Genomic DNA, 22,388 nt, shown 5'->3' with positions numbered 1-22,388 from the left:
GGACCGTTCACACGCCCACCGCCCTGGGCACCAGGACGGCGGCCCGCATGGCGCGCGGCGCGATCGCCAGCCCCGCCAGCGCCATGACGAGCGCGGCCGCGAAGACCGCCCAGTAGCCGGAACCCACCGCGGTGAAGAGCGCACTGGTGACGGCGACCGCCACCACCGAGAACACCGACTCGCCGACCTGCAGCGCCGAGCTGTTGACGCCCTCCTCGCCCGGATCCGACAGCTCCAGGGTGAGCACCGACAAAGTCGGATAGATCAGCCCCATGCCGAACCCGGCCACGATCCACGACGGGTAGGCCAGGGCGACCGGCACCGCGGCGAAGGTCACCACGCCCATGAGCAGGATGCCCACCGCCAGCATGACCGAGCCGAGCCGCAGGTTCGTGATCTGGCTGAACACCTCGCGTCCCTGCAGCCAGGAGGCGAAGGACCAGGTCACCGCGCCTCCGGTGAGCGCGATCCCGGCCATCAGCGGCGACAGGCCGCGCTCCTCGACGAGCATGAGCGGGATGATCACTTCGGTCGCGAAGAGCGCGCCGGTGGCCAGCCCGCGTAGCCCCACGACCGCGGGCAGCCCCCTGGCGGCCTTCAGCGTCCCCGCGGGCAGCAGCCTGGGCAGCGCCACGGCCAGGAGCACCAGGCCGGCGATCAGCAAGACCACCTGCCCGCTGCTGCCGTACTGCATGAGACCCGCGGCGAGCGCGGCGAGCGCCGCCCAACCGACCTTGGCCAGCAGTCCGGGGGCGGGCGTGCCCTGCCCGCCGGTGACCGGCTGGCCCGCGAGCCCGCGCAGCAGCACCAGGCCGCCGGCCACCGTCAGGAACGGCACCAGCAGGAACACCCAGCGCCAGCCCGCCGTGTCCACGATGACTCCGACGATCGCGGGCCCCACCATCGACGGCACCACCCATGCCGTCGCGAACAGCGAGAAGATCTTCGGGTGCAGTTCCTCGGGATAGACCCGGGCCACCACCACATAGAGCGCCACGTTCACCAGCGCTCCCCCGAACCCCTGCACCAGCCGCCCGGCTATCAGCACCTCCATGGACGGCGCGAGACCGGCCATGACCAGTCCGCCGATGAAAGCTGCCGCACCAGTCCACAACGGCGCAAGAGGTCCGCGCAGGTCGGCCCACCGGCCGCCCACCACCGTCCCCACCACCCCGGCCGCCATCGCGCCGCTGAAGGCCAGTCCGTACAGCTCGATCCCGCCGAGCTCCCGTGCCACCACCGGCATGGCGATGGCCACCGCGACGTACTCGAAGGCCACCAGCGACACCATCGCCACCAAACCCGCTGTCAGTGCTCTACGTGTCACAGCTCTACGTGTCACAGCTCTACGTGTCACAGCTCTACGTGTCATGCTCCCGACGCTAGGACCCCGCACGCCGGGGCGCCTCCGGCGGGGGTCCTAGGTCCATGCACGCGAATAGACCTAGGCCGGCTCAGATGAGCGCGGCCACCGCCCGGACCGTGCGCTCCTGCTCCTCGGCGGTGCCGAACGGCGAGGCCAGGTAGTCCGTGACACCGGCGTCGGCCAGCCGGGCGAGCTGGCGGGCCACGCCCTTCTCGTCGCCCACGACGGCCACGTCCTGCGGCCCCGCCACGCCCTCGCGGTCGAGCACGGCCCGATACTCCGGCACCCGCCCGGCGAGGCCGAACTGCTCGGCGATCCGCTCCCGCACCCCGGCCTCGTCGTCCGTGACGCAGACCGGCAGCCCGGCGACCACGCGCGGCGCGGGCCTGCCGGCGGACTCCGCGGCCCTGGTGATGGCCGGCACGATGTGGGCGGCGAGCGTCCGCGGGCCGGTCATCCACGTCACCGTGCCTCCCGCGAGCTCGCCCGCGACCCTGAGCATGGCCGGGCCGAGCGCCGCCACCAGCACCTCCGGCGGCTCGGCGCCCGGCACGGCCACCTGCCCGGAGGCGGTGATCAGCTCGCCCTCGTGCGCGACGCTCTCGCCGCGCAGGAGCGGGCCCAGGACCGTCAGGTACTCGCGCATCCGGGCCGCCGGCCGGTCGGCCGGCAACCCGTACATCGACGTGACCATCATCGCGACGCCCGCGCCGACGCCGAGCGTGAGGCGGTTGCCGGTCGCGGCCTGGACGCTGAGCGCCTGGCTCGCCAGCACCAGCGGGTGGCGCTGGGGCACCGGGACGACCGCCGTGCCGAGCGGGATGCCCGGCACGAGCGTCCCCGCCACGGCGAGGGAGGTGAGAGCGTCCCAGCCGAACGCCTGGCTGGACCAGACGGTGTCGTAGCCGAGCTCGGCGGCCGTACGCACCTGGGCGACGAGGTCGGCCGGGGACGCGGGGCCGCGCACGTCGCCGATGGAGATCCCGATCCGCATGACTCCTCCTGACTAATCGGAGAGGTTCTCCGGTTTACTGTGCGGCTAGGATATGGAGAGCTTCTCCACTTAGCAACCCTGGGAGCCCCGATGATGCGTGCCGACGCCCGGCGCAACCGCGAGCGGATCGTGGCGTCCGCCCGGGAGGTGTTCGCCGAGCAGGGGCCCGGCGCCTCGCTCAACCAGGTCGCGCAGCGGGCCGGCGTGGGGGCGGGGACGCTCTACCGGCACTTCCCCACCTCGCAGGACCTGCTCGTCGAGATCATCAAGGACGACGTGGACGCGCTGTGCGCGCGGGGGCGCGAGCTCGCGGACCACCCGTCGCCCGGCGAAGCGCTGCGCACCTGGCTGCGGGCGGTCGCGGTGCACGCGACAGCCATGCGTGGGCTGGTCGCGGTCGAGATGGCGGGTGCCGGCCCGGCGCTCGCGGCCTGCCACGACCAGATCACGGCGACCGGAGCCGCCCTGCTCCACCGCGCCCGCCCGCCCGAGACGGCGTCACCGGCCGGGCAGGCCGGCGCTCCCCGCGTCGACGACCTGCTCACGCTGGCCAATGCCATCGGCTGGGCGGCCGAGCAGTCCCCCGGCGACGAGCGGCTCATCGACCGGCTGCTCGCCCTGGTGACCATCCCCGGCACGCGAAAGGCCCCGCCACCGGAGTGACGGGGCCCGCAATTCGCTGCCGCTATCCGGAGACGCCCAGCTTCTCCAGGATCAGCTCCCGCGCCCGGGCGGCGTCGGCCTTGCCGCGGCTGGCCTTCATCACGCCTCCGACCAGGGCTCCCGCCGCGGCGATCTTGCCGGAGCGGACCTTTTCCACCGCGTCGGCGTTGGCCGCGAGCACCTCGTCGATGATCGCCGAAAGCTCGCCCTCGTCGTTGACGATCTTCAGGCCGCGCTTCTCGACCACCTCGTCAGGCGAGCCCTCCCCGGCCAGCACGCCCTCGAGCACCTCGCGGGCCAGCTTGTCGTTGAGCGCGCCGGAGGCGACCAGCTCGGTGACCCGGGCGATCTGCTCCGGCGTGATCGGCAGGCCGGCCAGCGCGGTGCCGGTCTCGTTGGCGCGGCGGGCCAGCTCTCCCATCCACCACTTGCGCGCGTCGGCGGCCGGCGCGCCCGCCGCGACCGTGGCCTCGACCAGGTCGATCGCGTCGGCGTTGTGCATGGCCTGCATGTCCAGGTCGGACAGCCCCCACTCGGCCTTCAGCCGCTGGCGCTTGACCGACGGCAGCTCGGGCAGCCCCGCCTTCAGCTCCGCCACCCAGGCCGGGTCCGGCGCGATCGGCACCAGGTCGGGCTCGGGGAAGTAGCGGTAGTCCTGCGCCTCCTCCTTGGACCTGCCCGACGTGGTGGTGCCGGTGTCCTCGTGGAAGTGCCTGGTCTCCTGCACGATCCGGCCACCCTCGGCCAGAACCGCCGCCTGCCGCTCGATCTCACTGCGTACGGACCGCTCAACGCTGCGCAGAGAGTTGACGTTCTTGGTCTCCGTGCGGGTGCCCCACTCCGAGGCGCCGCGAGGCATGAGCGAGACGTTGACGTCGCAGCGCAGCGAGCCCTCTTCCATGCGCACGTCGGAGACGCCCAGCGAGCGCATGACCTCGCGCAGCTCGGTGACGTAGGCCTTGGCCACCTCGGGCGCCATCCGGTCGGTGCCGGGGATCGGCTTGGTGACGATCTCCACCAGCGGGATGCCCGCGCGGTTGTAGTCGACGATCGAGTAGTCGGCGCCGTGGATGCGACCGGTCGCGCCGCCCATGTGGGTGGACTTGCCGGTGTCCTCCTCCAGGTGCACCCGCTCGATCTCGATCCGCACGGGCTTGCCCTCGACCTCGATGTCGATGTAGCCGTCGAAGCAGAGCGGCTCGTCGTACTGCGAGATCTGGTAGTTCTTCGGCATGTCCGGATAGAAGTAGTTCTTCCGGGCGAAGCGGCACCACTCGGCGATGGAGCAGTTGAGCGCCAGGCCGATGCGGATCGTGGACTCGATCGCCACGGCGTTGGCCACGGGCAGCGATCCGGGCAGTGCCAGGCAGGTCGGGCAGACGTGCGTGTTGGGCGGCGCGCCGAAGGCGGTCTCGCAGCCGCAGAACATCTTCGAGCGCGTGCCCAGCTCGACGTGCGTCTCCAGCCCGAGCACCGGCTCGAAACGATCGAGCGCTTCGTCATAGACCATGGTCACAGTGACGGTGCCTCCTTCAGCAACGGGCCGCCCCAGCGGCTCTCCAGGGCCTTCTCCACGGCGGCGCCGACACGGTAGCAGCGCTCGTCGCCCAGGACCGGCGCCATGATCTGCAGGCCCACGGGCAGGCCGTCCTCGTCGGCCAGGCCGCACGGCACCGAGATGGCCGCGTTGCCCGTCAGGTTGGACGGGATGGTGTAGAGGTCGGCGAGGTACATCGCCATCGGGTCGTCGGCACGCTCGCCGATCGGGAACGCCGTGGTCGGCGTCGTGGGTGAGATCAGCACGTCGACCTGGTGGAAGGCGGCCTCGAACTCGCGGGAGATGACCGTGCGGACCTTCTGGGCCTGGCCGTAGTAGGCGTCGTAGTAGCCGCTCGACAGGGCGTAGGTGCCCAGCATGATCCGCCGCTTGACCTCGGGACCGAAACCGGCCGCCCTGGTCAGCGCCATGACCTCCTCGGCGCTGCGGGTGCCGTCGTCGCCGACGCGCAGGCCGTAGCGCATGGCGTCGAAGCGGGCCAGGTTGGACGAGCACTCCGACGGCGCGATGAGGTAGTAAGCCGGCAGGGCCGTCTCGAACGACGGGCAGGAGACCTCGACGACCTTCGCGCCGAGCGACTCCAGCAGCTGGACGGCCTCGTTGAAGCGGGCCAGCACGCCCGGCTGGGCGCCCTCGCCGGCGAACTCCTTGACGACGCCGATCCGCATGCCGGCGACGTCGGCCTGCCGGGCGGCCTCCACGACCGAGGGCACCGGGGCGTCGATCGAGGTGGAGTCCATCGGGTCGTGCCCGGAGAACGACTCCTGCAGCAGCGCGGCGTCGAGCACGTTGCGGGCGAACGGCCCCGGCGTGTCGAGCGAGCTGGCGAACGCGATCAGGCCGTAGCGGGACGAGCCGCCGTAGGTGGGCTTCATGCCCACGATGCCGGTCACCGCGGCGGGCTGCCGGATCGAGCCGCCCGTGTCGGTGCCCGTCGACAGCGGCGCCTCGTAGGCGGCGACGGCGGCGCTGGAGCCGCCCGACGAGCCGCCGGGGATCCTGGTCAGGTCCCACGGGTTGTGCGTCAGGTGGTAGGCGGAGTTCTCGGTGGAGGAGCCCATGGCGAACTCGTCCAGGTTGGTCTTGCCGAGGATGACCAGCCCCGCCTCGCGCAGCCGGCGCGTCACGGTCGCGTCGTACGGCGGCCGCCAGCCTTCCAGGATCCTGGACGCGGCCGTGGTCGGCATGTCGCGGGTCGCGAAGATGTCCTTGTGCGCGATCGGCACCCCGGCCAGCGGCCCGAGCTTCTCGCCCGCCCGCAGCCTGGCGTCGACGGCCCGCGCCTGCTCCAGCGTCGTCTCCCGGTCGACGTGCAGGAATGCCTTCACCTTGGGCTCGACCTCGGCCATCCGGTCGAGATGGGCCTCGGCCACCTCGGCGGCGGTCACCTCACCGGCGGCGATCATGGCGCCCAGTTCGGCGGCGGTCTTGCGGATCAGACTCATGCCTCCTCCCCGAGGATGCGCGGCACCCGGAAGCGGTCGTCCTCGACGGCGGGAGCGCCCGACAGGGCCTGCTCGGGCGTCAGGGACGGTCGCACCTCGTCGGGACGGAAAACGTTGGTCAGCGGAAGAGCGTGCGACGATGGCGGCACGTCCTCGGCGGCGACCTCTGCCACCTTCGCGACCGACTCGATGATGGCATCGAGTTGCGTGGCGTAGTGGTCGAGCTCGTCGTCGGTGAGCGCCAGCCTGGACAACCGGGCCAGATGCGCGACCTCGTCGCGGGTTATGGCGGACATGAGTCGTTGAACCCGTTTCGTGGATGGAGTTTGGACACTCACATCCTAGGGGCCCTGTCCGAACGCCTCCGAACCGTTAACCACCTGGAAACACGCCGGGGCTCACCCGTAAATCTCGGCCGGCGGGCGCGAACACCGCGACATCCACCTCGATCTGCTCGCGGCGCGCCGGATCGGTGATCACTCCCGCGCCCACGTCACCTGGCAGTTCCCCGAAGGCGTCCTCGCTCCGGGCGAACTCACGGCACAACTCCTCGAAATGCGGGCCGAGCACCTGACAGCCGAACCGTTCGCGAGAGTCACCCACGTCAGGCGGTCTGCGTGACCTCCGGGCGGTAGCCGTACCCGATCTCCGGGGCCGCCTCGTAGCGCTCGCGCAGCCAGGCCGTGGCGTCGGCGGCGGGCATCGGCTGGCCGAAGAGCCAGCCCTGACCAAGGTCGCAGCCCATCTCCGCCAGGCGGAGGGCGACCTCGTCGGACTCGACCCCCTCGGCGACCGAGCGCAGGCCGAGCGAGCGGACCAGGTCGACGATGGAGCGCACGATCCGGTTGTCGTCCTCGGACTCGGCGATGCGCCGCACGAACGAGGCGTCGATCTTCACCTCGGACACCGCCAGGCGCTGCAGCCTGATGAGCGAGGAGTAGCCCGTGCCGAAGTCGTCGAGCGCCAGCGGCACGCCGAGCGTCGCCAGGGCCTTGATGGTCTCGTGGGTGTAGGCCTGCTGGCCGGTCAGGATGCGCTCGGTGACCTCCAGCTGGATCGACGCGGGCGGCAGCCGCAGCCGGGCCAGGCCGGCTTCGAGCTGCTCGGGCAGCGCCGAGTCGAGCAGGTCACGGGCGGAGATGTTGACCGAGATCTGCACCTGCAGGCCGGTATGCCACCAGCGGGCCGCCTGCTCCAGCGCCTCGTCGATGACATACGCGGTGAGGTGGCGCATCAGGTAGGACTGCTCGGCCAGCGGGATGAACTCCGACGGCGCGATCGCCCCGTGCACCGGGTGGCGCCAGCGCAGCAGCGCCTCGACGCCGGCCACGGCGCCTCCGGCAAGGCCCACCTTGGGCTGGTAGTGAAGCCTGAGCTCGTGGTTGTCGAGCCCGCGGCGCAGGTCGCCGAGGAGGTTGAGCCGCTCGGGCGAGTTGCGGTCCTTGTCCGGCTGGTAGAGCTCCACGCCCGTGCGGCCCTCCTTCGCCAGGTACATGGCCACGTCGGCGCGCTGGAGCAGCATCTCGAAGTCGGGCGCGTGGTCCGGATGCAGGGCGATGCCGACGGATCCGTCCAGGTCGAAGGTCATGCCTTCGAGCCGCACCGGCTCGGTCAGCGCGGCGCGCAGCCTGGCGGCCACCTCCCGCGCGGCGTGGGCGTCCCTGATGGAGGGCAGCAGCACGGCGAACTCGTCGCCGCCCAGCCGCGCCACCACGTCCCCGGGCCGCACGGAGTGGGTGAGCCGGTGCGCGACCATCTGCAGCAGCCGGTCGCCGACCGGGTGGCCCATGGTGTCGTTGACCTCCTTGAACCGGTCGAGGTCGATCAGGAACAGGCCGACCCGCTCGTCCTGGCGGGCCTCGGCGAGCGCCTCCTCGGTGCTCACGATGAGCATCTTGCGGTTCGGCAGGCCGGTCAGCTCGTCGTGCAGCGCCTGGTGGTCGCGGCGCATGGACAGCGTGGCGGTGAAGTAGACGGCGGCGAGCGGCGCCACGAACAGCGGCACCAGCCCCGGCGAGTGGGCCATCACGACGACGACCGGGGGCGCCAGCCCGAGCAGCGCGGCGTAGACGAGGCTCTGCGGCCCCACCGTGACCCGCAGCACCCGCACGATGGACCTGCGTTCGTGCAGCGCGACGGCGCCGCACACCAGCATGGCCCGGGTGGCGAAGTAGGCGACGCCGGCCAGCGCGATCGCCAGCAGGTCCGCGCCGGACGGCACCCAGGGCGCGGCGGCACTGGGCACGATCCCGAACAGCCCGAGCACCACGGCCGCGGCCGTCAGCGCGAGCGTCGACTGGGCGACGTTGAACATCACCCGGTGCCACGCCTTACGGGTGGCCACCCCGTTGACGGCGACGGCCACGGCCTGCATGAGCACGGCGACGGGCAGCCCGTAGTGGAGCAGGACGGCGAAGGTGAACATGGCCGACGGGTACGTGCCGCCCACCGCGGTGGCCGAGGACACCATGACGGGCCTCAGCTCTCCCAGGATGACCAGCACCGTCAGCACCCAGAACAGCGGTGTCAGGGCGAGCTCCGGGAGCTGTGTCGTGTCCAGTCTCAGCATGGCGACGACGAGCGCGGTGAAGCCGATCACGGTGACGCCCGCGAGGAACGCCCACAGGGGCGTGCCGACGCGTGGTCCTGTGTCGCGGGTGTCGGTTGGGTCAGTCATCGGTAACAGAACCCCCATTAGGTCACTATGGGAGGGTACGACCTTAACCCCACTTCGCGAAACCAAGCGCGTACGTTCCGTCACGTCGCTTTCCGGAAATACCCACCCTGTGTAGCTAATAGCTAAACGCTACGTGTCCGCGAGACCTTCCCGGGTCACGGAATCGGTTTCGTCCGGCGGCGCCTCCTTGACACCTGGGACTCACTCCTCCGGGGTGACCGCCAGCTGCGCCGCCGCCTCGGGGCCCCGGTCGAGCAGCGCCTCGAAACCCTGCTCATCCAGGATCGGGACCTTCAGGCTGACCGCCTTGTCGTACTTGGACCCGGCGTTCTCCCCCGCGATCACGAACGACGTCTTCTTCGACACCGAGCTCGTCACCTTGCCGCCCCGGCTGGTGACGGCCGCGCCCGCCTGGTCGCGGGTGTAGCCGGACAGCGTGCCCGTCACCACGAAGGTGAGCCCCTCCAGCGTCCGCTCGACCTTCTCGGCACCGGCCGGCGCCTCGTCCCGCATGCGCACCCCGGCCCGCTGCCAGCGGGTGATGATCTCGCGGTGCCAGTCGACCTCGAACCACTGCCTGATCGTGGCCGCCACCCGCGGGCCGATGCCCTCCACGGCGGCCAGCTCCTCCTCGGAGGCGTTCATGACGGCCTCGATCGATCCCATCGCGCCGGCCAGGTCGCGGGCGGTGGGCGGGCCGACGTGCCGGATCGACAGGGCGACCAGGATCCGCGCGAGCGGGGTCTGCTTGGCCCGCTCCAGCTCCTCCATGAGCCGGTGGGCGTTCTGGCTCGGCCGGCCGTCCACGTTGGAGAAGAACGAGACGACCTTCTCCTTCCCCGTCTTCGGATCGATCTTGGGCAGGCCGGAGTCCTGGTCGCGGACGATGGACCTGATGGGGACGAGCTTCTCCAGCGTGAGGTCGAACAGGTCCGCCTCGGTGCGCACCACCGGCTCCTGCGGCGGGAGGGGCTGGGTGAGCGCGGTGGCCGCCACGTAACCGAGCCCCCTGATGTCGAGCGCCTCGCGACGCGCGGCGAAGAACATCCGCTCACGGATCTGCGCCGGGCAGCCACGGGCGTTGGGGCAGCGCAGGTCCGCGTCGCCCTCCTGCTCGTAGGCCAGCTCGGTGCCGCATTCGGGGCAGCGGACCGGCATCTCGAACTCGCGCTCGCTGCCGTCGCGCAGGTCCGTGACCGGACCGATGATCTCGGGGATGACGTCACCCGCCTTGCGCAGCACCACCGTGTCGCCGATGAGCACGCCCTTCTTGACCACGATCGCCGCGTTGTGCAGGGTGGCCCGCACCACCGTCGAGCCCGACACCACCACCGGCTCCATGACGCCGAAGGGCGTGACGCGCCCGGTGCGGCCGACGCCGACCTGGATGTCGAGGAGCTTGGTGTTGACCTCCTGAGGGGGGTACTTGAACGCGGTGGCCCAGCGCGGCGCCCGCGAGGTGGAGCCCAGCTCGCGCTGCTCGCGGAACCGGTCGACCTTCACCACCACGCCGTCGATCTCATAGGCCACGTCGTGCCGGTGGCGGCGGTAGTACTCGATGTAGTCGTTGATCTCGTCTAGGCCGCCGACCACCCGATAGAGGTCGCTGACCGGCAGGCCGAACTCACGCAGCCGGTCGTACACCTGCGACTGGGCCTGTGGCTCGGCCGCGCCCTCCCAGACGCCGACGCCGTGCACCAGCATGCGCAGCGGGCGCCGGGCGGTGACGCGCGGGTCCTTCTGCCGCAGCGTGCCCGCGGCCGAGTTGCGCGGGTTGGCGAAGGGCTGCTTGCCCTGCTCGACGAGCTCCTCGTTGAACCTCTTGAAGTCCTCGACGGGGATGTAGACCTCGCCGCGCACCTCCACCAGGCTCGGCACGTCGTCGCCGGTGAGCCGGTGCGGGATGCCCCTGATGGTGCGGACGTTGGCCGTCACGTCGTCGCCGACGCTCCCGTCACCGCGGGTGGCGCCGCGCTCCAGCCTGCCGTCGCGGTAGACCAGCGCGATGGCCAGGCCGTCGATCTTGAGCTCGCACAGGTAGGGGCCGGGGTCGTGCTCGGCCAGCCGCTCCGCCCTGACCAGCCAGGCGGCCACGCCGTCGGCGTTGAAGACGTTGTCGAGGCTCTCCAGCCTGGCGAGGTGCTCGACCTTGGCGAAGTCCCCCGAAGCGGGCGCGCCGACCTTCTGCGTCGGCGAGTCGGGCGTCTGCAGCGGCGGGTGGGCCCTCTCCAGCTCGAGCAGCTCGTTGAACCACGTGTCGAACTGGGCGTCGCTGACCGTGGGCCGGTCGTCGACGTAGTAGCGCCTGCGGGCGTCCTCGACCAGCTCGCTCAGCTCGGCGTGCCGTCGCAACGCGCTCACGGGGACGCCTCCGGCGTCGGTGCCCTGCTCGCTCACGGGGGCTCTCCTTCCGTGCTTCCATCTGCGGCAACGCTATCGTCAGCCGCCTGCGAGATCGCTCTCCGGATCCTCCTTGAGCACCTGGGCGGCCTTGACGCACGCCGCCAGTGCCGCCCTCGCGTAACCGGGGGACGCGCCGGCCAGCCCGCAGGCCGGAGTCAGCACGACCTGCCCGGCCAGCCGCTCGGGCGCGAACCCGAGCCGCCGCCACAGCTCCAGCGCCGGCCTGGCCACCGCACCGGCACCGGCCAGCCGCGTGTCGGTCCCCGGCACCACGCCGAGGAACAGCCCGATGCCCGCCTCGACCACCTCGCCGATGGCCTCGTCGTCGGCGCGCCGGAGCATGGACGTGTCCACCGAGATCCCCCGCACGCCCGCGCCGCGCAGCAGCCCGAACGGCACGGAAGGCGCGCAGCAGTGCACCACGGGGGCGTCGAAGCGGCGCAGCGACTCCTCGACCAGCCACGCCTCCACGGCCGGCAGCCGGCCGAACCCGGAGGCGGTCGGCACGGTCCCCACCAGCACCCCGGGCAGCCCCGGCTCGTCGAGCTGCAGCACGATCTCGGTCACGCCGGGCAGCCGCCGCCGCACCTCGGCGCAGTGGTCGGCCACCCCCTGGACGAGCGAGGCGATCAGATCGCGCACCGCTCCCTTGTCCGACAGCATCTTGTCGCCGTGGCGGAGCTCGATCGAGGCCGCCAGCGTCCAGGGCCCGCACACCTGCACCTTCAGCGGCCCGGTGTAGTCGTGCCCGACCTCCTCCAGCCCGTCGAGATCGCGCCGCAGATGGTCGACCGCCCGCTGGTGATCGCGCCCCGGCCGCCCGGCCAGCCGCCACCCGGACGGCTGCACCTCCACGTGCAGGTCGACGAGCAGCGCCGCGGTCCGGCCCACCATGTCCGCCCCGACGCCCCGGGCAGGCAGCTCCGGCAGGTAGGGCAGGCCGGGCACCTCCCCGAACACGACCCGCAACGCCTCGAAATGATCTACGCCCGGATGCGAGCCGACCCCGGTGGCTTCCCACGTCAACATGGCACCAGCGTAGGCTGTCTGAGATGGAGCTCACGAAGTACGGCCACGCGTGCGTTCGCCTGGAGAAGGACGGCAAGGTCCTGGTCGTCGACCCCGGCACCTTCACCGCCGACCCGGTCCTCGACGGCGCCGACGCGGTCCTGGTCACCCACCAGCACGCCGACCACCTCGACGTCGACCGCCTCTCCGCCGCCTCAGCGGACCTGGAGATCTGGACCTGCGAAGCAGTCGCCGCCCAGCTCGCGGACCTGCCCGCCAAGGTCCAGGTAGTCCGGCACGGCGACGACTTCCGGACCGCGGGCTTCGCGGTCAGGGCGTTCGGCGAGTGGCACGCCAAGAACCACCCCGACGTCCCCATCGTGCAGAACATCGGCTTCCTGGTCGACGACGAGCTCTTCTACCCTGGCGACGCGCTGACCGTCCCGGACGTCGAGGTCCCCACCCTTCTGGTCCCGACCAACGCGCCCTGGCTCAAGCTCATGGAGATGGTCGACTATCTGCGCACCGTCCGCCCGGCCAGGGCCTTCTCCACCCATGACGGCCTGCTCAACGATTTCGGCCTGACGCTGGTGGACAACTATCTCCGCCTGGAATCGGACAAGCAGGACGCGGAGATGCGCAGGCTGACCATCGGCGAATCCGTCACCCTCTCCTGACCGGCGGCCCGCCGTGCAGGAGGCTAGGCCGCGGCGGCGATCGTCGCGGAACCGATCACCGTGGCCCCTGAATAGAGCACCGCCGCCTGGCCTGCCGCGACGCCGGTCGCGGGCCGGTCGAGCTCGATGACGAGCCCCCCGTCCCGCTCCTCGAAGCGGCAGCCGAACACCTCGCCGTGCGCCCGGAGCTGCACGGTCACGTCCTGCTGGACGGACGGGCCGTTCCACAGGGGCCGCACGCAGGTGATCGAGGTGACCTCCAGCGCGGAGCGGGGACCGACGGTGACCGTGTTGGACACCGGCTCGATCGACAGCACGTAGCGCGGCCTGCCGTCCGGGGCGGGCCGGTCGATGTGCAGGCCCTTGCGCTGGCCGACGGTGTAGCCGTGGGCTCCCTGGTGGCTGCCGACCACGCCGCCGTGCTCGTCCACGATGGGCCCCTCGGCCGAGCCGAGCCGCTTGGCCAGGAAGCCGCGGGTGTCGCCGTCGGCGATGAAGCAGATGTCGTGGCTGTCGGGCTTGTCGGCGACGGTCAGACCGCGCCTGGCGGCCTCCTCGCGCACCTCGGCCTTGGTGGAGTCGCCCAGCGGGAAGATCGCGTGGCTGAGCTGCTCACGGGTGAGCACGCCCAGCACGTAGGACTGGTCCTTGCCGGGGTCGACGCTCCTGGACAGCACGCCGTCGACCAGCTTGGCGTGGTGCCCGGTGGCGACCGCGTCGAAGCCGAGCGCCAGTGCCCGGTCGAGCACCGCCTCGAACTTGATCTTCTCGTTGCACCGCAGGCACGGATTGGGCGTGCGGCCGGCGGCGTATTCGGCGACGAAGTCCTCGACCACGTCACGCTGGAAGCGCTCGGCCATGTCCCAGATGTAGAACGGGATACCGATCACGTCGGCGGCGCGCCTGGCGTCGCGCGAGTCCTCGATCGTGCAGCAGCCCCTGGCTCCCGTGCGGTGGGATTGGGGGTTGGCCGACAGGGCCAGATGCACACCAGTGACGTCGTGACCGGCTTCGGCGATCCGAGCGGCGGCCACGGCGGAGTCGACGCCGCCCGACATGGCGGCAAGCACACGCAGTCCCATGACCGTTCCAGCCTACTGTCCGCCCGGGACTGCGCGGAGCGGGGGCACGAGCGGCGGCTCGGTCTGGGAGGATCTGGTCATGCGACTGTTCGGGCGCAAGGACGACGAGGAAGAGCCCGCCGTGGCGGATGAGGCCATCGCCGCTTTCTGGGTGTGGTGGGGCGACACCAGGCCACGGCTCGACGCGATGGTGGCGGACGGAGACGCCGAGCGGCTGCAGGACCTGCTCGCGCCCGCGGTGAGCGCGATCCACCAGGGACTGGTCTGGGAGGTGGCCCCGGGCAGAAACGCCGCGCACGCGCTGGTCGTGACCGCCGCGGGTGACGCCGAGCTGAGGTCGCTGGCGCACCGCTGGGCGAGGGGCGCGCCGCCCGCCGACATGCTCTGGGAGTTCCATCCGTCACGCCAGGCCAATCCGCAGGCCGCGGAGATCACCCTGGACGTGGGCGGCTTCGCGTTCGGGCTGGACAAGCTGGTGCTGGGGCTGCGGGTCCCCCGGGGGGCGCCGCGGGTGGACGTGTCCGCCTACCATCCGATCTTCGGCGAGCTCGACGAGGAGACCCGGCTGGACGCCACGCTGCTCGCCCTGGACTGGCTGCTCGGCGAGGACGACGTGGCCCGCTGGGTCGGCGAGATCTCGCCGGCCACCTTCCAGCCGATCGACGCGGTGCCCGCCGTGCATCTGCCCGCGGTCGTCGCCGATGTGGCCGCCGACTTCGGCGAGGAGCAGTGGGTCCTGCTGGAGGGGCAGACGGCCGGCGGCGCGGCGCTGATCGCCACCGCTCGCCATCCGCTGCGGCCGGTCGACTATCCGCTGTTCGACCAGCACATCGCCATAACCCTGCCGTACGCGCACCGCGACGACAGCGGCCTGCCCGCCGGCGACTCGCTGGCGGCGTTGCGCGACTTCGAGGAACGGCTGGCCGCCCGGCTGCTCAAGCCGCACGCCGACGCGGTGATGACCGTGCAGCTGAGCGCGGAGGGCCACCGGGTCGTTCACGTGTACGCCGACCCGTCCGGCGACGGCGCGATCGCCGCCCAGGAGCAGATCGCGAGCTGGAAGGAGGGCAAGCCGCGCGTGGACGTCGCCGCCGACCCGGCCTGGAGCGCCGTGGCGGCCTTCCTCACCTGACCCTCGCCCGACGTACGCCCGACGGTCGCCCGACGGTCGCCGGGCCCCTAGCCGGCCCCGAGTCAGCTGAGGCCGGCTCGGCGGGCACGCTCCACGGCGGCCGGCAGCACCTCCAGCAGGCGGTCGACGTCGTCGCGGGTCGAGGTGTGGCCGAGGGTGAAGCGGAGGGAGCCGCGCGCCGCGGCAGTGTCGGCGCCCATGGCCAGCAGCACGTGTGACGGCTGCGCGACCCCGGCCGAGCAGGCGGATCCGGTGGAGCATTCGACGCCCCGGGCGTCGAGCAGCATGAGCAGGGCGTCGCCTTCGCAGCCGGGGAAGGAGAAGTGGGCGTTGCCCGGCAGCCGGTCGACGGGGTCGCCGTTGAGCACCACGTCGGGCACGGCCTGCCGGACACGGTCGATGAGCTCGTCGCGCAGTGCCGTGAGGTGGCGCTGCTGAGCCTGCTGCTCCTTCACGGCGGTGCGGACGGCGGCGGCCAGGCCGGCGATGGCGGGGGCGTCGAGGGTGCCGGAGCGGACGTCGCGCTCCTGGCCGCCGCCGTGCTGCACGGAGACAGGTGTCAGACCCCTGGCCAGCAGCAGCGCGCCCGCGCCCATGGGGCCGCCGATCTTGTGGCCGGTCAGGGTGAGGGCGTCGGCGCCGGACGCGGCGAACGACACCGGGAGCTGGCCGATGGCCTGGACCGCGTCGGTGTGGAAGGGGATGTCGTACTCGCCGGCGACGGCCGCGAGGTCGTGGACGGGCTGGACGGTGCCGACCTCGTTGTTGGCCCACATGATGCTGATCATCGCGACGTCGTCCGGCTCGCGGGCGATCGCGGCACGCAGCGTGTCGGGGTGGACCCGGCCGAGCTCGTCGACCTCCAGGAGCTCCATCCGGGCGCCCTGGCTGTCGGCCAGCCACTGGGCGGGGTCGAGGGCGGCGTGGTGCTCGACCGAGCTGATGAGGAGGCGCGACCTGGGCCGGCGCGCCCAGAACAGGCCCTTGATGGCGAGGTTGTCGGCCTCGGTGCCGCCCGAGGTGAACACGACCTCGCTGGGCCGGGCGCCGAGCGCGTCGGCGATGGTCTCACGCGACTCCTCGACCACCCTGCGCACCTCCCGCCCGGCGGCGTGCAGGGAGGAGGCGTTGCCGACCCGGCCGAGTTGCTCCGTCATGGCCTCGATCGCCTCGGGAAGCATGGGCGTGGTCGCCGCGTGATCAAGATAGGCCGACGGTCTGTTCACGCCGCCAGGGTATCTCGTTTGCCGCTGTACCGTCCGGACGGTACAGTACACGCATGACAAGGGACGAGCTGCTGGACGCCGCTGAGGAGCTCCTCTGCGACCAGGGCTCGACCTCGCTGACCCTGGCCGCGGTCGCCGAGAGGGCGGGCGTGAGCAAGGGCGGCCTCCTCTATCACTTCGGCACCAAGGAAGCCCTCATCAAGGGCATGGTCGAGCGCCTGATCGACGACTTCGACGAGCTCATGGCCGCCCAGCGGGACGAGACCTACACCGAGCGCTACATCGGGGCCACGCTGGCCGCCGTGCGCTCGGGCAGGCTCCGACGATGGGCCGTCGTCACCGGCGCCTCGGGCAATCTCTTCCTCCTCACGCCGCTGCGCGAGGCGATGACCCGGTGGCATCGCGAGGAGCTGGACGCGGAGCCCGATCCGGTCGCGTCACAGATCGCCCGGCTGGCCTGTGAGGGCCTGTGGGACGTGGCGAGCCATGACCCCTCGCTCAACAGCGAGAGAGACCTGCTGGCCCTGGAGGCCAGGCTGCGGGCTCTGGTCAGAACGCCTCCGGTCTGACCGCACGGACCCGCGCCGGTTCCTCTGTGAGGTTCCGCGCCGCGAGAGGTCCTGACCCTGCCGGCTCCCCGGTCCACGGGGATCCGCGCCGTACCGGCTCCTGCCAAGCCGAAACCGCCCGGCCGTCGCCGGGCTTTCCTTCTGCGCTCAGCGCGCCGCGCTGACCGATTCTCGCGACTGATCCTGATGACGAATGAGGTGTGCCTTATGACGCGCGACCTGAGGACCGCCCGCTACGGGGCCGTTCTCACCTTCCTCCTCGGTGGCCTGATGGTGGGCACGATGACCGTGCGCATCCCGGCGCTGACCGACAAGCTCGGCCTGTCCGAGTCCATGGTCGGCACGATCCTGCTGGTGTGGGGTCTGGGCGCGCTGGTGACCATGCAGTCCATGCGCCGGGTCATGGCCCGGACGGGGAGCAGGACGGTCCTGCGCGTCGGCGGCCCGGCGACCGCGATCGGCCTGGTGGCCGTGGCGTTCGCGCCGAACCTTCCGCTGCTGCTGGCCGCGGCGGCGCTCTTCGGCATGGCCTTCGGGATGATCGACATCGCGATGAACGCCCAGGGCTCGACCGTGGAACGTGCCTACGGCAGGCCGCTGATGAACGGCCTGCACGCGGGCTGGTGCGTCGGCGCCATCGGGGCCGGGGCCGGGGGCAGCCTGTCCATCGCCCTGGGCCTGTCGTTCACCGCCAACCTGGCGCTGGTCGGCCTGGTCTCGCTGCCCGCGATGATCGTGCTGGGCCGTACCTACGTCCCCGACGCCCCGGCGCGTGAGTCCGCCGCCACCGGACGCCGCCGCCTGCCGCCGGTCGTCTACCTGCTCGGCGCGCTGATGTTCTTCGCGTTCATGGTCGAGGGCACGGTCGCCGACTGGAACGGCCTGTTCATGCGCGACTCGCTCGGCGCGCCCGAGGCGCTGGCCGCGCTGGGGTACCCGATCTTCGAGGCGGGCATGCTGATCGCCAGGCTCACCGGAGACCGGCTGCGCTCCCGGTTCGGCGTGCGGGGCATGCTTACCGTCTCCGGCCTGGCCACGGCGGGGTTCTTCGCGGTCGTGCTGGCCGCGCCCGCCCCGATGGTCGCTCTCGGCGCGGTGTTCTTCGTCGGGCTGGGCGTGGCGACGATCTCGCCGCTGACCCTCTCCCTGGCGGGCACCGCCACCGGCAACCCCGGCCCGGCGATCGCCCAGGCCGGCGCCATGGGCTACGCGGGCCTCCTGCTGGGGCCGGTGGTGATCGGCTTCCTGTCGGACGCCACGTCGCTGCGCACGGCGCTCGGGCTCGCGGTCGTGCTGGGCCTGCTGATCGCGGCGGCCGCGCGTTTCCTGCCCCGCGAGGAGCCCGTGGCGATCGAGCCCGTCCCACGGCTCGAGCACGCCACGGTCGGCTGAGCGGTGACAAATGTCATGCGGCGGCCCCGCGAAATTCCCAGGTCATAGCTGAGAGCGCGCACTGCCGGGCGGGGGCCGCCCACCGGCAGAGTGTGGCACGTGAACACGACAGCGATCGAGGTGCGGGATCTGCACCAGAAGTACGGCGACTTCGAAGCCGTCAGAGGGATCGATTTCGAGGTCGGCCGGGGCGAGCTGTACGCGCTGCTCGGCACCAACGGCGCGGGCAAGACGACGACCCTCGACGTTCTGGAGGGCTACCACGCCCCCACCCGTGGCCAGGTGCGCGTGCTCGGACACGACCCGATCAGCGAGCGGGCCGAGGTACGCCAGCGGATGGGCATCGTGCTGCAGGAGGCCGGCTTCTACAAGGACCTCTCGGTCGCCGAGACCGTGGACGCCTGGCGCCGCTGGACCCCGCGCCCCCTGGGCCGGCGCGAGGTGCTGGAGCGGGTGGGGCTCGCGCACCGGGAGGCGGTGCGCGTCTCCCAGCTCTCCGGCGGTGAGAAGCGCCGGCTCGACCTTGCCCTGGCCGTGCTGGGGCGGCCCGAGGTGCTCTTCCTCGACGAGCCGACCACGGGCCTGGACCCGGAGGCGCGGCGCAACGTGTGGGAGCTGGTGCGCGGGATGGTCGCCGACGGCGTGACCGTGCTGCTCACCACCCACTACCTGGACGAGGCCGAGCAGCTCGCGCAGCGCCTGGCGATCATGAACGCCGGCCGGATCGTCACCGAGGGCACGCTGGCGGACGTGCTCGGCGAGCGCGGCACCCGCATCACGTTCCGGCTGCCGGCCGTCCGGCCCAGCGATCTGCCCTACGCGCCCGGCCTGGCCCGGCGTTCGGTCCGGCTGGACGGCGAGGCGTTCACCGTCGAGACCCACGAGCCGCAGGAGGACCTGCGGACGCTGCTGGAGTGGGCGCACGAGCGTGGCTGGGAGCTCGGGGGCCTGGAGGTGCGCAGGCCGTCGCTCGAAGAGCTCTTCCTTGAGGTGGCGGAGACGGAGAGGGTCGCGGCATGAGCTGGTTGTCGATGGTGTGGGCGCAGGCGAGGCTCAACCAGACGGTCCTGATGAGGCAGCGCGGCCTGGCGTTCAGCGTGCTGCTGCTGCCCCTGTTCCTGGCCTTCGCCAACACGGCCAACGCGCGGTCGCTGGACACGGTGAACGGCGTGCCCGCCGCGGCCTTCGCCGCCGTGGGGGCGATCGCGGTGGTCTTCCCGTTCTCCTACATGACCATCGCCACGAGCATCGTGGTGCGGCGGGAGGAGCGCGTCTACAAGCGGCTGCGCGGCAGCGCCCTGCCCACCAGCGCGATCTTCGCGGGCGACATCCTGCACGCGTCCCTGCTGGGGGCGGTCCAGGGCGTGGTCATCCTGGTCTACGCCATCACGGTGGCGAACGCGCCGATGCCGAGCAACGTCCCGCTCATGCTGCTGGCCTTCGTCCTGGGCGCGGCCGTGTTCGCGGCGCTGGCGATCGGGACGGCCGGGTTCATCCCCAACTACGAGGTCGCGCAGCTCGTGGCGCTGCCGGTGCTGTTCATCAGCCTGGTGGGCACGGGGATGATGATCCCGCTGTCGGCGCTGCCCGAATGGGGGCAGCGGGTGGCGGAACTGCTGCCGCTGACGCCGGTCGTGACGATGATGCGCACGGCCTTCCTGGGCCGCGACTTCGCCCAGGAGGCCGCTCCGGTGGTCGGCTTCCTGGAGGCCTTCCAGGTCTCCGCGGCGGGGCTGGGGATCGGCCTGCTGTGGATCGGTGTGGGCCTGTGGTCGACCCGGAAGTATTTCAGGTGGGACCCGCGCCGCGCATGACCGCCATAATGCGACAAATGACCGCACCTGTCGTGAGCACCAGGGTCATCGCCGCGGTGGCGGTGGCCCTGTTCGCCGGCTCCATGGCCACGGCGCTCGCCCTGCCCGCCATCTCGATCGCGATGGAGACGGGATCGGGCGCCACACTGCTGCTGACGGGCGTGGTCGGCCTGCTGCTCACCACCTGCTACACGCGCGTGCTCTGGGCGGCCTTCCTGCGCCGGCTGACCTGGCGGCACTACCTCGACGTGAGCGTCGTCGGTGTCATCTCCTACGGCGTCCCGCTCTTCGCCGGCCAGGAGTGGATCGCGCTGCCGATGGCGTTCATCTCGGTGGCCACGGTGGTGTTCGCCAGGCCTGCCGTCGCCTGGACCGCCACTCTCGCCTCGATCGCCGCCGCGCCGCCGCTGCTGCTCTTCATGGGCATCCCGCTGCCGCTGGCGCTGCTGTACGGGCTCGGCGTGCTGCCGTTCATCGCGCCGATGACGTACGGCGTGGCCTGGCTCTGTCACGTGATCGACGACCTGCGCGAGGCGAGAGCCGAGCTGGCGCGCCGGGCGGTGGACGAGGAGCGGCTGCGCTTCGCCCGCGACCTGCACGACACGCTCGGCCACACCCTGCACGCGATCGCGCTCCGCGCCGAGCTGGGCGAGCGGCTGGTCAGCACCGATCCCGGCGGCGCGGGCGCGGAGCTGGCCGAGATCCAGCGGATCGCGCGCACCGCCGTGCACGACGTGCGCGAGGTCGTCCGCGGCTACCGGGCCACGTCGCTGGCCACCGAGCTGGACGGGGTCGCGGCCGTGCTCGGCGCCGCCGGGATCCGCTGCGAGCGGCCCGAGCTCCCCGGCGATCTGCCCGGGCATGTGCACGAGCCGCTCGGCTGGGTGGCGCGCGAGGCCGTCACGAACGTCCTGCGGCACAGCACGGCCACGTGGTGCGAGGTCACCGTACACACCGAGAAGGGGCACGTGGTGCTGGAGATCGCGAACGACGGCGGGCCGCCCGGCCCCCGGTTCGCCCGGGGCAGCGGGCTGACCGGCCTGGCCGAGCGGGTGCGGGCGGCGGGCGGCACGCTGGAGGCCGAGTCCGGCGGTGGCCGGTTCAGGATCAGCGCGGCGGTCCCCGTGGAGGCCAGGTGATCAGGCTGCTGCTCGCCGAAGATCACCATCTGGTACGAGGCGCGTTCGTGGCGCTGCTGGGCTCCGAGCCCGGCATCGAGGTGGTGGCCGAGACCGGTCGCGGGGACGAGGCCGTACGGCTCGCCGTGGAGCTGCGACCGGACGTCGCGATGCTCGACATCGACATGCCGGGCCTCGACGGTCTCTCCGCCGCCGAGCGGATCGGCGCGGAGGCGCCGGGGTGCCGGGTGGTGATCGTGACCGGGCACGGACGGCCCGGCTACCTGCGCCGGGCGATGGCGGCGGGGGTGCGCGGCTTCGTCGGCAAGGACAATCCCGCGGCCGCGCTGGCGAAGGTGATCAGGCAGGTGCACGAGGGCGGCCGCTACATCGACCCCGAGCTGGCGGCGGACGCGCTGTCGACGCAGGAGTGCCCCCTGACGCCGCGGGAGCTGGACACGCTGCGCGCCGCCGCGAACGGCGCGCCGGTGTCCCGGATCGCCCGCGACCTCAGCCTGTCGGAGGGCACCGTGCGCAACTACCTGTCCGCCGCGGTGACCAAGCTGGCCGTCGAGAACAGGCACGCCGCCGTCCGCCGCGCCCGTGACATGGGCTGGCTCTGACAGGCATGATCAAGGACATGCCCCCTGAGAGGAATGTCCGTTTCGACGTGGACGCCTACGTGGCCCGCGTGCGATCCAGCCCCTGCTTCATCTGCGCCATCGTCTCCGGGGATCCGGCGTACGACCTGGAGGAGGTCGTCTACGAGGACGACCGCCACCTGGCCTTCCTGGCCCGCTACCCCACGATGCCCGGTTACGTGCTGGTGAGCCCGAAGGCGCACGTCGAGCATGCCGTGCGGGACCTGGACGAGGACGCCTACACCGACCTCATGAGGCTGGTCCGCCGGGTGGCGCTGGCCGTCGAGGCGGTGATCCCCTCCGAACGGACCTATCTGCTCTCCCTGGGCAGCCAGCAGGGCAACGCCCACCTGCACTGGCACATCGCCCCGCTCCCGCCGGGCACCCCGTACGAGCGGCAGCAGTATCACGCGCTCATGTCCGAGAACGGGCTGATCCCGTGGAGCCTGGAACAGGCCGCCGACCTCGCCACCCGCCTCAGGCGGGAGCTGTGAGTCCCCGGTGAGTCCCGCGCGGCCGGGCTGAGCCCGCAGGAGGCGGCGAGGGGCTTCGACACGGCGGACCGGACATGGACTCCGGGGATGAGAACGGCGCCGCACGAAGGATCGCGCGACGCCGGTCAC

The 22,388-nt window shown here is 72.0% G+C and carries 21 protein-coding genes; 10 read left to right on the top strand and 11 right to left on the bottom strand.

What is annotated here, in order from left to right:
• Positions 1-7 precede the first annotated feature (7 nt).
• Both V5E28_RS09020 and V5E28_RS09015 read right to left on the bottom strand, forming a co-directional pair.
• Positions 8-1,327, bottom strand: a complete 1,320-nt coding sequence (locus V5E28_RS09020) for an MFS transporter (RefSeq protein ID WP_336205969.1) — start codon at positions 1,325-1,327, stop codon at positions 8-10.
• Between the two features lie 127 nt (positions 1,328-1,454).
• Positions 1,455-2,360 (bottom strand): TIGR03564 family F420-dependent LLM class oxidoreductase, encoded by a 906-nt coding sequence (locus tag V5E28_RS09015; protein WP_336205968.1) that lies wholly within the window; start codon positions 2,358-2,360, stop codon positions 1,455-1,457.
• A 90-nt stretch (positions 2,361-2,450) separates the two neighbouring features.
• On the opposite strand from V5E28_RS09015, the gene V5E28_RS09010 reads away from it, so the two are divergent.
• Complete coding sequence (locus V5E28_RS09010; RefSeq protein ID WP_336205967.1) at positions 2,451-3,023, top strand: TetR/AcrR family transcriptional regulator; 573 nt, start codon at positions 2,451-2,453, stop codon at positions 3,021-3,023.
• Between the two features lie 22 nt (positions 3,024-3,045).
• On the opposite strand, the gene gatB is transcribed toward V5E28_RS09010, so the two are convergent.
• The 7 genes from gatB to V5E28_RS08975 form a co-directional block, all read right to left on the bottom strand.
• On the bottom strand, positions 3,046-4,533 hold the full coding sequence (gene gatB, locus V5E28_RS09005) for an Asp-tRNA(Asn)/Glu-tRNA(Gln) amidotransferase subunit GatB (RefSeq protein ID WP_336206406.1): 1,488 nt from the start codon (positions 4,531-4,533) through the stop codon (positions 3,046-3,048).
• A 2-nt stretch (positions 4,534-4,535) separates the two neighbouring features.
• Positions 4,536-6,026 carry an Asp-tRNA(Asn)/Glu-tRNA(Gln) amidotransferase subunit GatA gene (gene gatA, locus V5E28_RS09000; RefSeq protein WP_336205966.1) on the bottom strand — a complete coding sequence of 497 codons (1,491 nt, stop codon included), beginning with the start codon at positions 6,024-6,026 and terminating at the stop codon, positions 4,536-4,538.
• On the bottom strand, positions 6,023-6,322 hold the full coding sequence (gatC, locus tag V5E28_RS08995) for an Asp-tRNA(Asn)/Glu-tRNA(Gln) amidotransferase subunit GatC (RefSeq protein WP_189136523.1): 300 nt from the start codon (positions 6,320-6,322) through the stop codon (positions 6,023-6,025). Before gatC ends, gatA begins: the two co-directional genes overlap by 4 nt.
• Positions 6,323-6,398: 76 nt before the next feature.
• Positions 6,399-6,629 carry a hypothetical protein gene (locus V5E28_RS08990; RefSeq protein ID WP_336205965.1) on the bottom strand — a complete coding sequence of 77 codons (231 nt, stop codon included), beginning with the start codon at positions 6,627-6,629 and terminating at the stop codon, positions 6,399-6,401.
• Between the two features lies 1 nt (position 6,630).
• A complete protein-coding gene (locus V5E28_RS08985; protein WP_336205964.1) occupies positions 6,631-8,703 on the bottom strand; it encodes a putative bifunctional diguanylate cyclase/phosphodiesterase in 2,073 nt (690 codons plus the stop codon).
• A 201-nt stretch (positions 8,704-8,904) separates the two neighbouring features.
• Entirely contained in the window at positions 8,905-11,100 is a 2,196-nt protein-coding gene (gene ligA / locus V5E28_RS08980) for an NAD-dependent DNA ligase LigA (RefSeq protein ID WP_336205963.1), read from the bottom strand.
• A 42-nt stretch (positions 11,101-11,142) separates the two neighbouring features.
• Positions 11,143-12,135, bottom strand: a complete 993-nt coding sequence (locus tag V5E28_RS08975) for a methionine synthase (RefSeq protein ID WP_336205962.1) — start codon at positions 12,133-12,135, stop codon at positions 11,143-11,145.
• A 23-nt stretch (positions 12,136-12,158) separates the two neighbouring features.
• On the opposite strand from V5E28_RS08975, the gene V5E28_RS08970 reads away from it, so the two are divergent.
• A complete protein-coding gene (locus V5E28_RS08970; RefSeq protein WP_336205961.1) occupies positions 12,159-12,791 on the top strand; it encodes an MBL fold metallo-hydrolase in 633 nt (210 codons plus the stop codon).
• Between the two features lie 23 nt (positions 12,792-12,814).
• Here V5E28_RS08970 and mnmA read toward each other — a convergent pair whose 3' ends face one another.
• A complete protein-coding gene (mnmA, locus tag V5E28_RS08965) occupies positions 12,815-13,873 on the bottom strand; it encodes a tRNA 2-thiouridine(34) synthase MnmA (RefSeq protein WP_336205960.1) in 1,059 nt (352 codons plus the stop codon).
• Positions 13,874-13,952: 79 nt separating this feature from the next.
• On the opposite strand from mnmA, the gene V5E28_RS08960 reads away from it, so the two are divergent.
• On the top strand, positions 13,953-15,005 hold the full coding sequence (locus V5E28_RS08960; protein WP_336205959.1) for a DUF695 domain-containing protein: 1,053 nt from the start codon (positions 13,953-13,955) through the stop codon (positions 15,003-15,005).
• A 62-nt stretch (positions 15,006-15,067) separates the two neighbouring features.
• On the opposite strand, the gene V5E28_RS08955 is transcribed toward V5E28_RS08960, so the two are convergent.
• Positions 15,068-16,231: a cysteine desulfurase family protein gene (locus V5E28_RS08955; protein WP_336205958.1), complete on the bottom strand. Its 1,164-nt coding sequence runs from the start codon at positions 16,229-16,231 to the stop codon at positions 15,068-15,070.
• A gap of 53 nt (positions 16,232-16,284) precedes the next feature.
• Here V5E28_RS08955 and V5E28_RS08950 point away from each other — a divergent pair, with 53 nt between their 5' ends.
• The 7 genes from V5E28_RS08950 (at position 16,285) to V5E28_RS08920 (ending at position 22,259) form a co-directional block, all read left to right on the top strand.
• The gene (locus V5E28_RS08950) at positions 16,285-16,800 is read left to right on the top strand and encodes a TetR/AcrR family transcriptional regulator (RefSeq protein ID WP_336205957.1); all 516 of its coding nucleotides are present in this window, start codon (positions 16,285-16,287) and stop codon (positions 16,798-16,800) included.
• Positions 16,801-17,007: 207 nt separating this feature from the next.
• Complete coding sequence (locus V5E28_RS08945; RefSeq protein ID WP_336205956.1) at positions 17,008-18,192, top strand: MFS transporter; 1,185 nt, start codon at positions 17,008-17,010, stop codon at positions 18,190-18,192.
• Positions 18,193-18,291: 99 nt separating this feature from the next.
• Positions 18,292-19,212 carry an ABC transporter ATP-binding protein gene (locus V5E28_RS08940; RefSeq protein ID WP_336205955.1) on the top strand — a complete coding sequence of 307 codons (921 nt, stop codon included), beginning with the start codon at positions 18,292-18,294 and terminating at the stop codon, positions 19,210-19,212.
• Positions 19,209-20,006 carry an ABC transporter permease gene (locus tag V5E28_RS08935; RefSeq protein WP_336205954.1) on the top strand — a complete coding sequence of 266 codons (798 nt, stop codon included), beginning with the start codon at positions 19,209-19,211 and terminating at the stop codon, positions 20,004-20,006. Before V5E28_RS08940 ends, V5E28_RS08935 begins: the two co-directional genes overlap by 4 nt.
• Positions 20,007-20,023: 17 nt before the next feature.
• The gene (locus V5E28_RS08930) at positions 20,024-21,145 is read left to right on the top strand and encodes a sensor histidine kinase (RefSeq protein WP_336205953.1); all 1,122 of its coding nucleotides are present in this window, start codon (positions 20,024-20,026) and stop codon (positions 21,143-21,145) included.
• Positions 21,142-21,747 carry a response regulator transcription factor gene (locus tag V5E28_RS08925; RefSeq protein ID WP_336205952.1) on the top strand — a complete coding sequence of 202 codons (606 nt, stop codon included), beginning with the start codon at positions 21,142-21,144 and terminating at the stop codon, positions 21,745-21,747. Before V5E28_RS08930 ends, V5E28_RS08925 begins: the two co-directional genes overlap by 4 nt.
• 17 nt (positions 21,748-21,764) lie before the next feature.
• Positions 21,765-22,259, top strand: coding sequence for an HIT family protein (locus V5E28_RS08920; protein ID WP_336205951.1), 495 nt, complete (start codon positions 21,765-21,767; stop codon positions 22,257-22,259).
• Positions 22,260-22,388 lie beyond the last annotated feature (129 nt).

Origin of the sequence: Nonomuraea sp. LPB2021202275-12-8 (assembly GCF_037044575.1) — a bacterium.
Classification (GTDB): Bacteria; Actinomycetota; Actinomycetes; order Streptosporangiales; family Streptosporangiaceae; genus Nonomuraea.
The sequence above is the reverse complement of the archived record's forward strand: the minus strand, read 5'-3'. Positions and strand labels throughout refer to the sequence as shown.

Excerpts from the sequence above, each read along its gene's own strand:
- V5E28_RS09015 (WP_336205968.1), bottom strand. The coding sequence starts at position 2,360 with ATGCGGATCGGGATCTCCATCGGCGACGTGCGCGGCCCCGCGTCCCCG.
- V5E28_RS09010 (WP_336205967.1), top strand. The coding sequence starts at position 2,451 with ATGATGCGTGCCGACGCCCGGCGCAACCGCGAGCGGATCGTGGCGTCC.
- gatB (WP_336206406.1), bottom strand. The coding sequence starts at position 4,533 with ATGGTCTATGACGAAGCGCTCGATCGTTTCGAGCCGGTGCTCGGGCTG.
- gatA (WP_336205966.1), bottom strand. The coding sequence starts at position 6,026 with ATGAGTCTGATCCGCAAGACCGCCGCCGAACTGGGCGCCATGATCGCC.
- gatC (WP_189136523.1), bottom strand. The coding sequence starts at position 6,322 with ATGTCCGCCATAACCCGCGACGAGGTCGCGCATCTGGCCCGGTTGTCC.
- V5E28_RS08985 (WP_336205964.1), bottom strand. The coding sequence starts at position 8,703 with ATGACTGACCCAACCGACACCCGCGACACAGGACCACGCGTCGGCACG.
- V5E28_RS08975 (WP_336205962.1), bottom strand. The coding sequence starts at position 12,135 with ATGTTGACGTGGGAAGCCACCGGGGTCGGCTCGCATCCGGGCGTAGAT.
- V5E28_RS08970 (WP_336205961.1), top strand. The coding sequence starts at position 12,159 with ATGGAGCTCACGAAGTACGGCCACGCGTGCGTTCGCCTGGAGAAGGAC.
- mnmA (WP_336205960.1), bottom strand. The coding sequence starts at position 13,873 with ATGGGACTGCGTGTGCTTGCCGCCATGTCGGGCGGCGTCGACTCCGCC.
- V5E28_RS08960 (WP_336205959.1), top strand. The coding sequence starts at position 13,953 with ATGCGACTGTTCGGGCGCAAGGACGACGAGGAAGAGCCCGCCGTGGCG.
- V5E28_RS08950 (WP_336205957.1), top strand. The coding sequence starts at position 16,285 with ATGACAAGGGACGAGCTGCTGGACGCCGCTGAGGAGCTCCTCTGCGAC.
- V5E28_RS08945 (WP_336205956.1), top strand. The coding sequence starts at position 17,008 with ATGACGCGCGACCTGAGGACCGCCCGCTACGGGGCCGTTCTCACCTTC.
- V5E28_RS08935 (WP_336205954.1), top strand. The coding sequence starts at position 19,209 with ATGAGCTGGTTGTCGATGGTGTGGGCGCAGGCGAGGCTCAACCAGACG.
- V5E28_RS08930 (WP_336205953.1), top strand. The coding sequence starts at position 20,024 with ATGACCGCACCTGTCGTGAGCACCAGGGTCATCGCCGCGGTGGCGGTG.
- V5E28_RS08920 (WP_336205951.1), top strand. The coding sequence starts at position 21,765 with ATGCCCCCTGAGAGGAATGTCCGTTTCGACGTGGACGCCTACGTGGCC.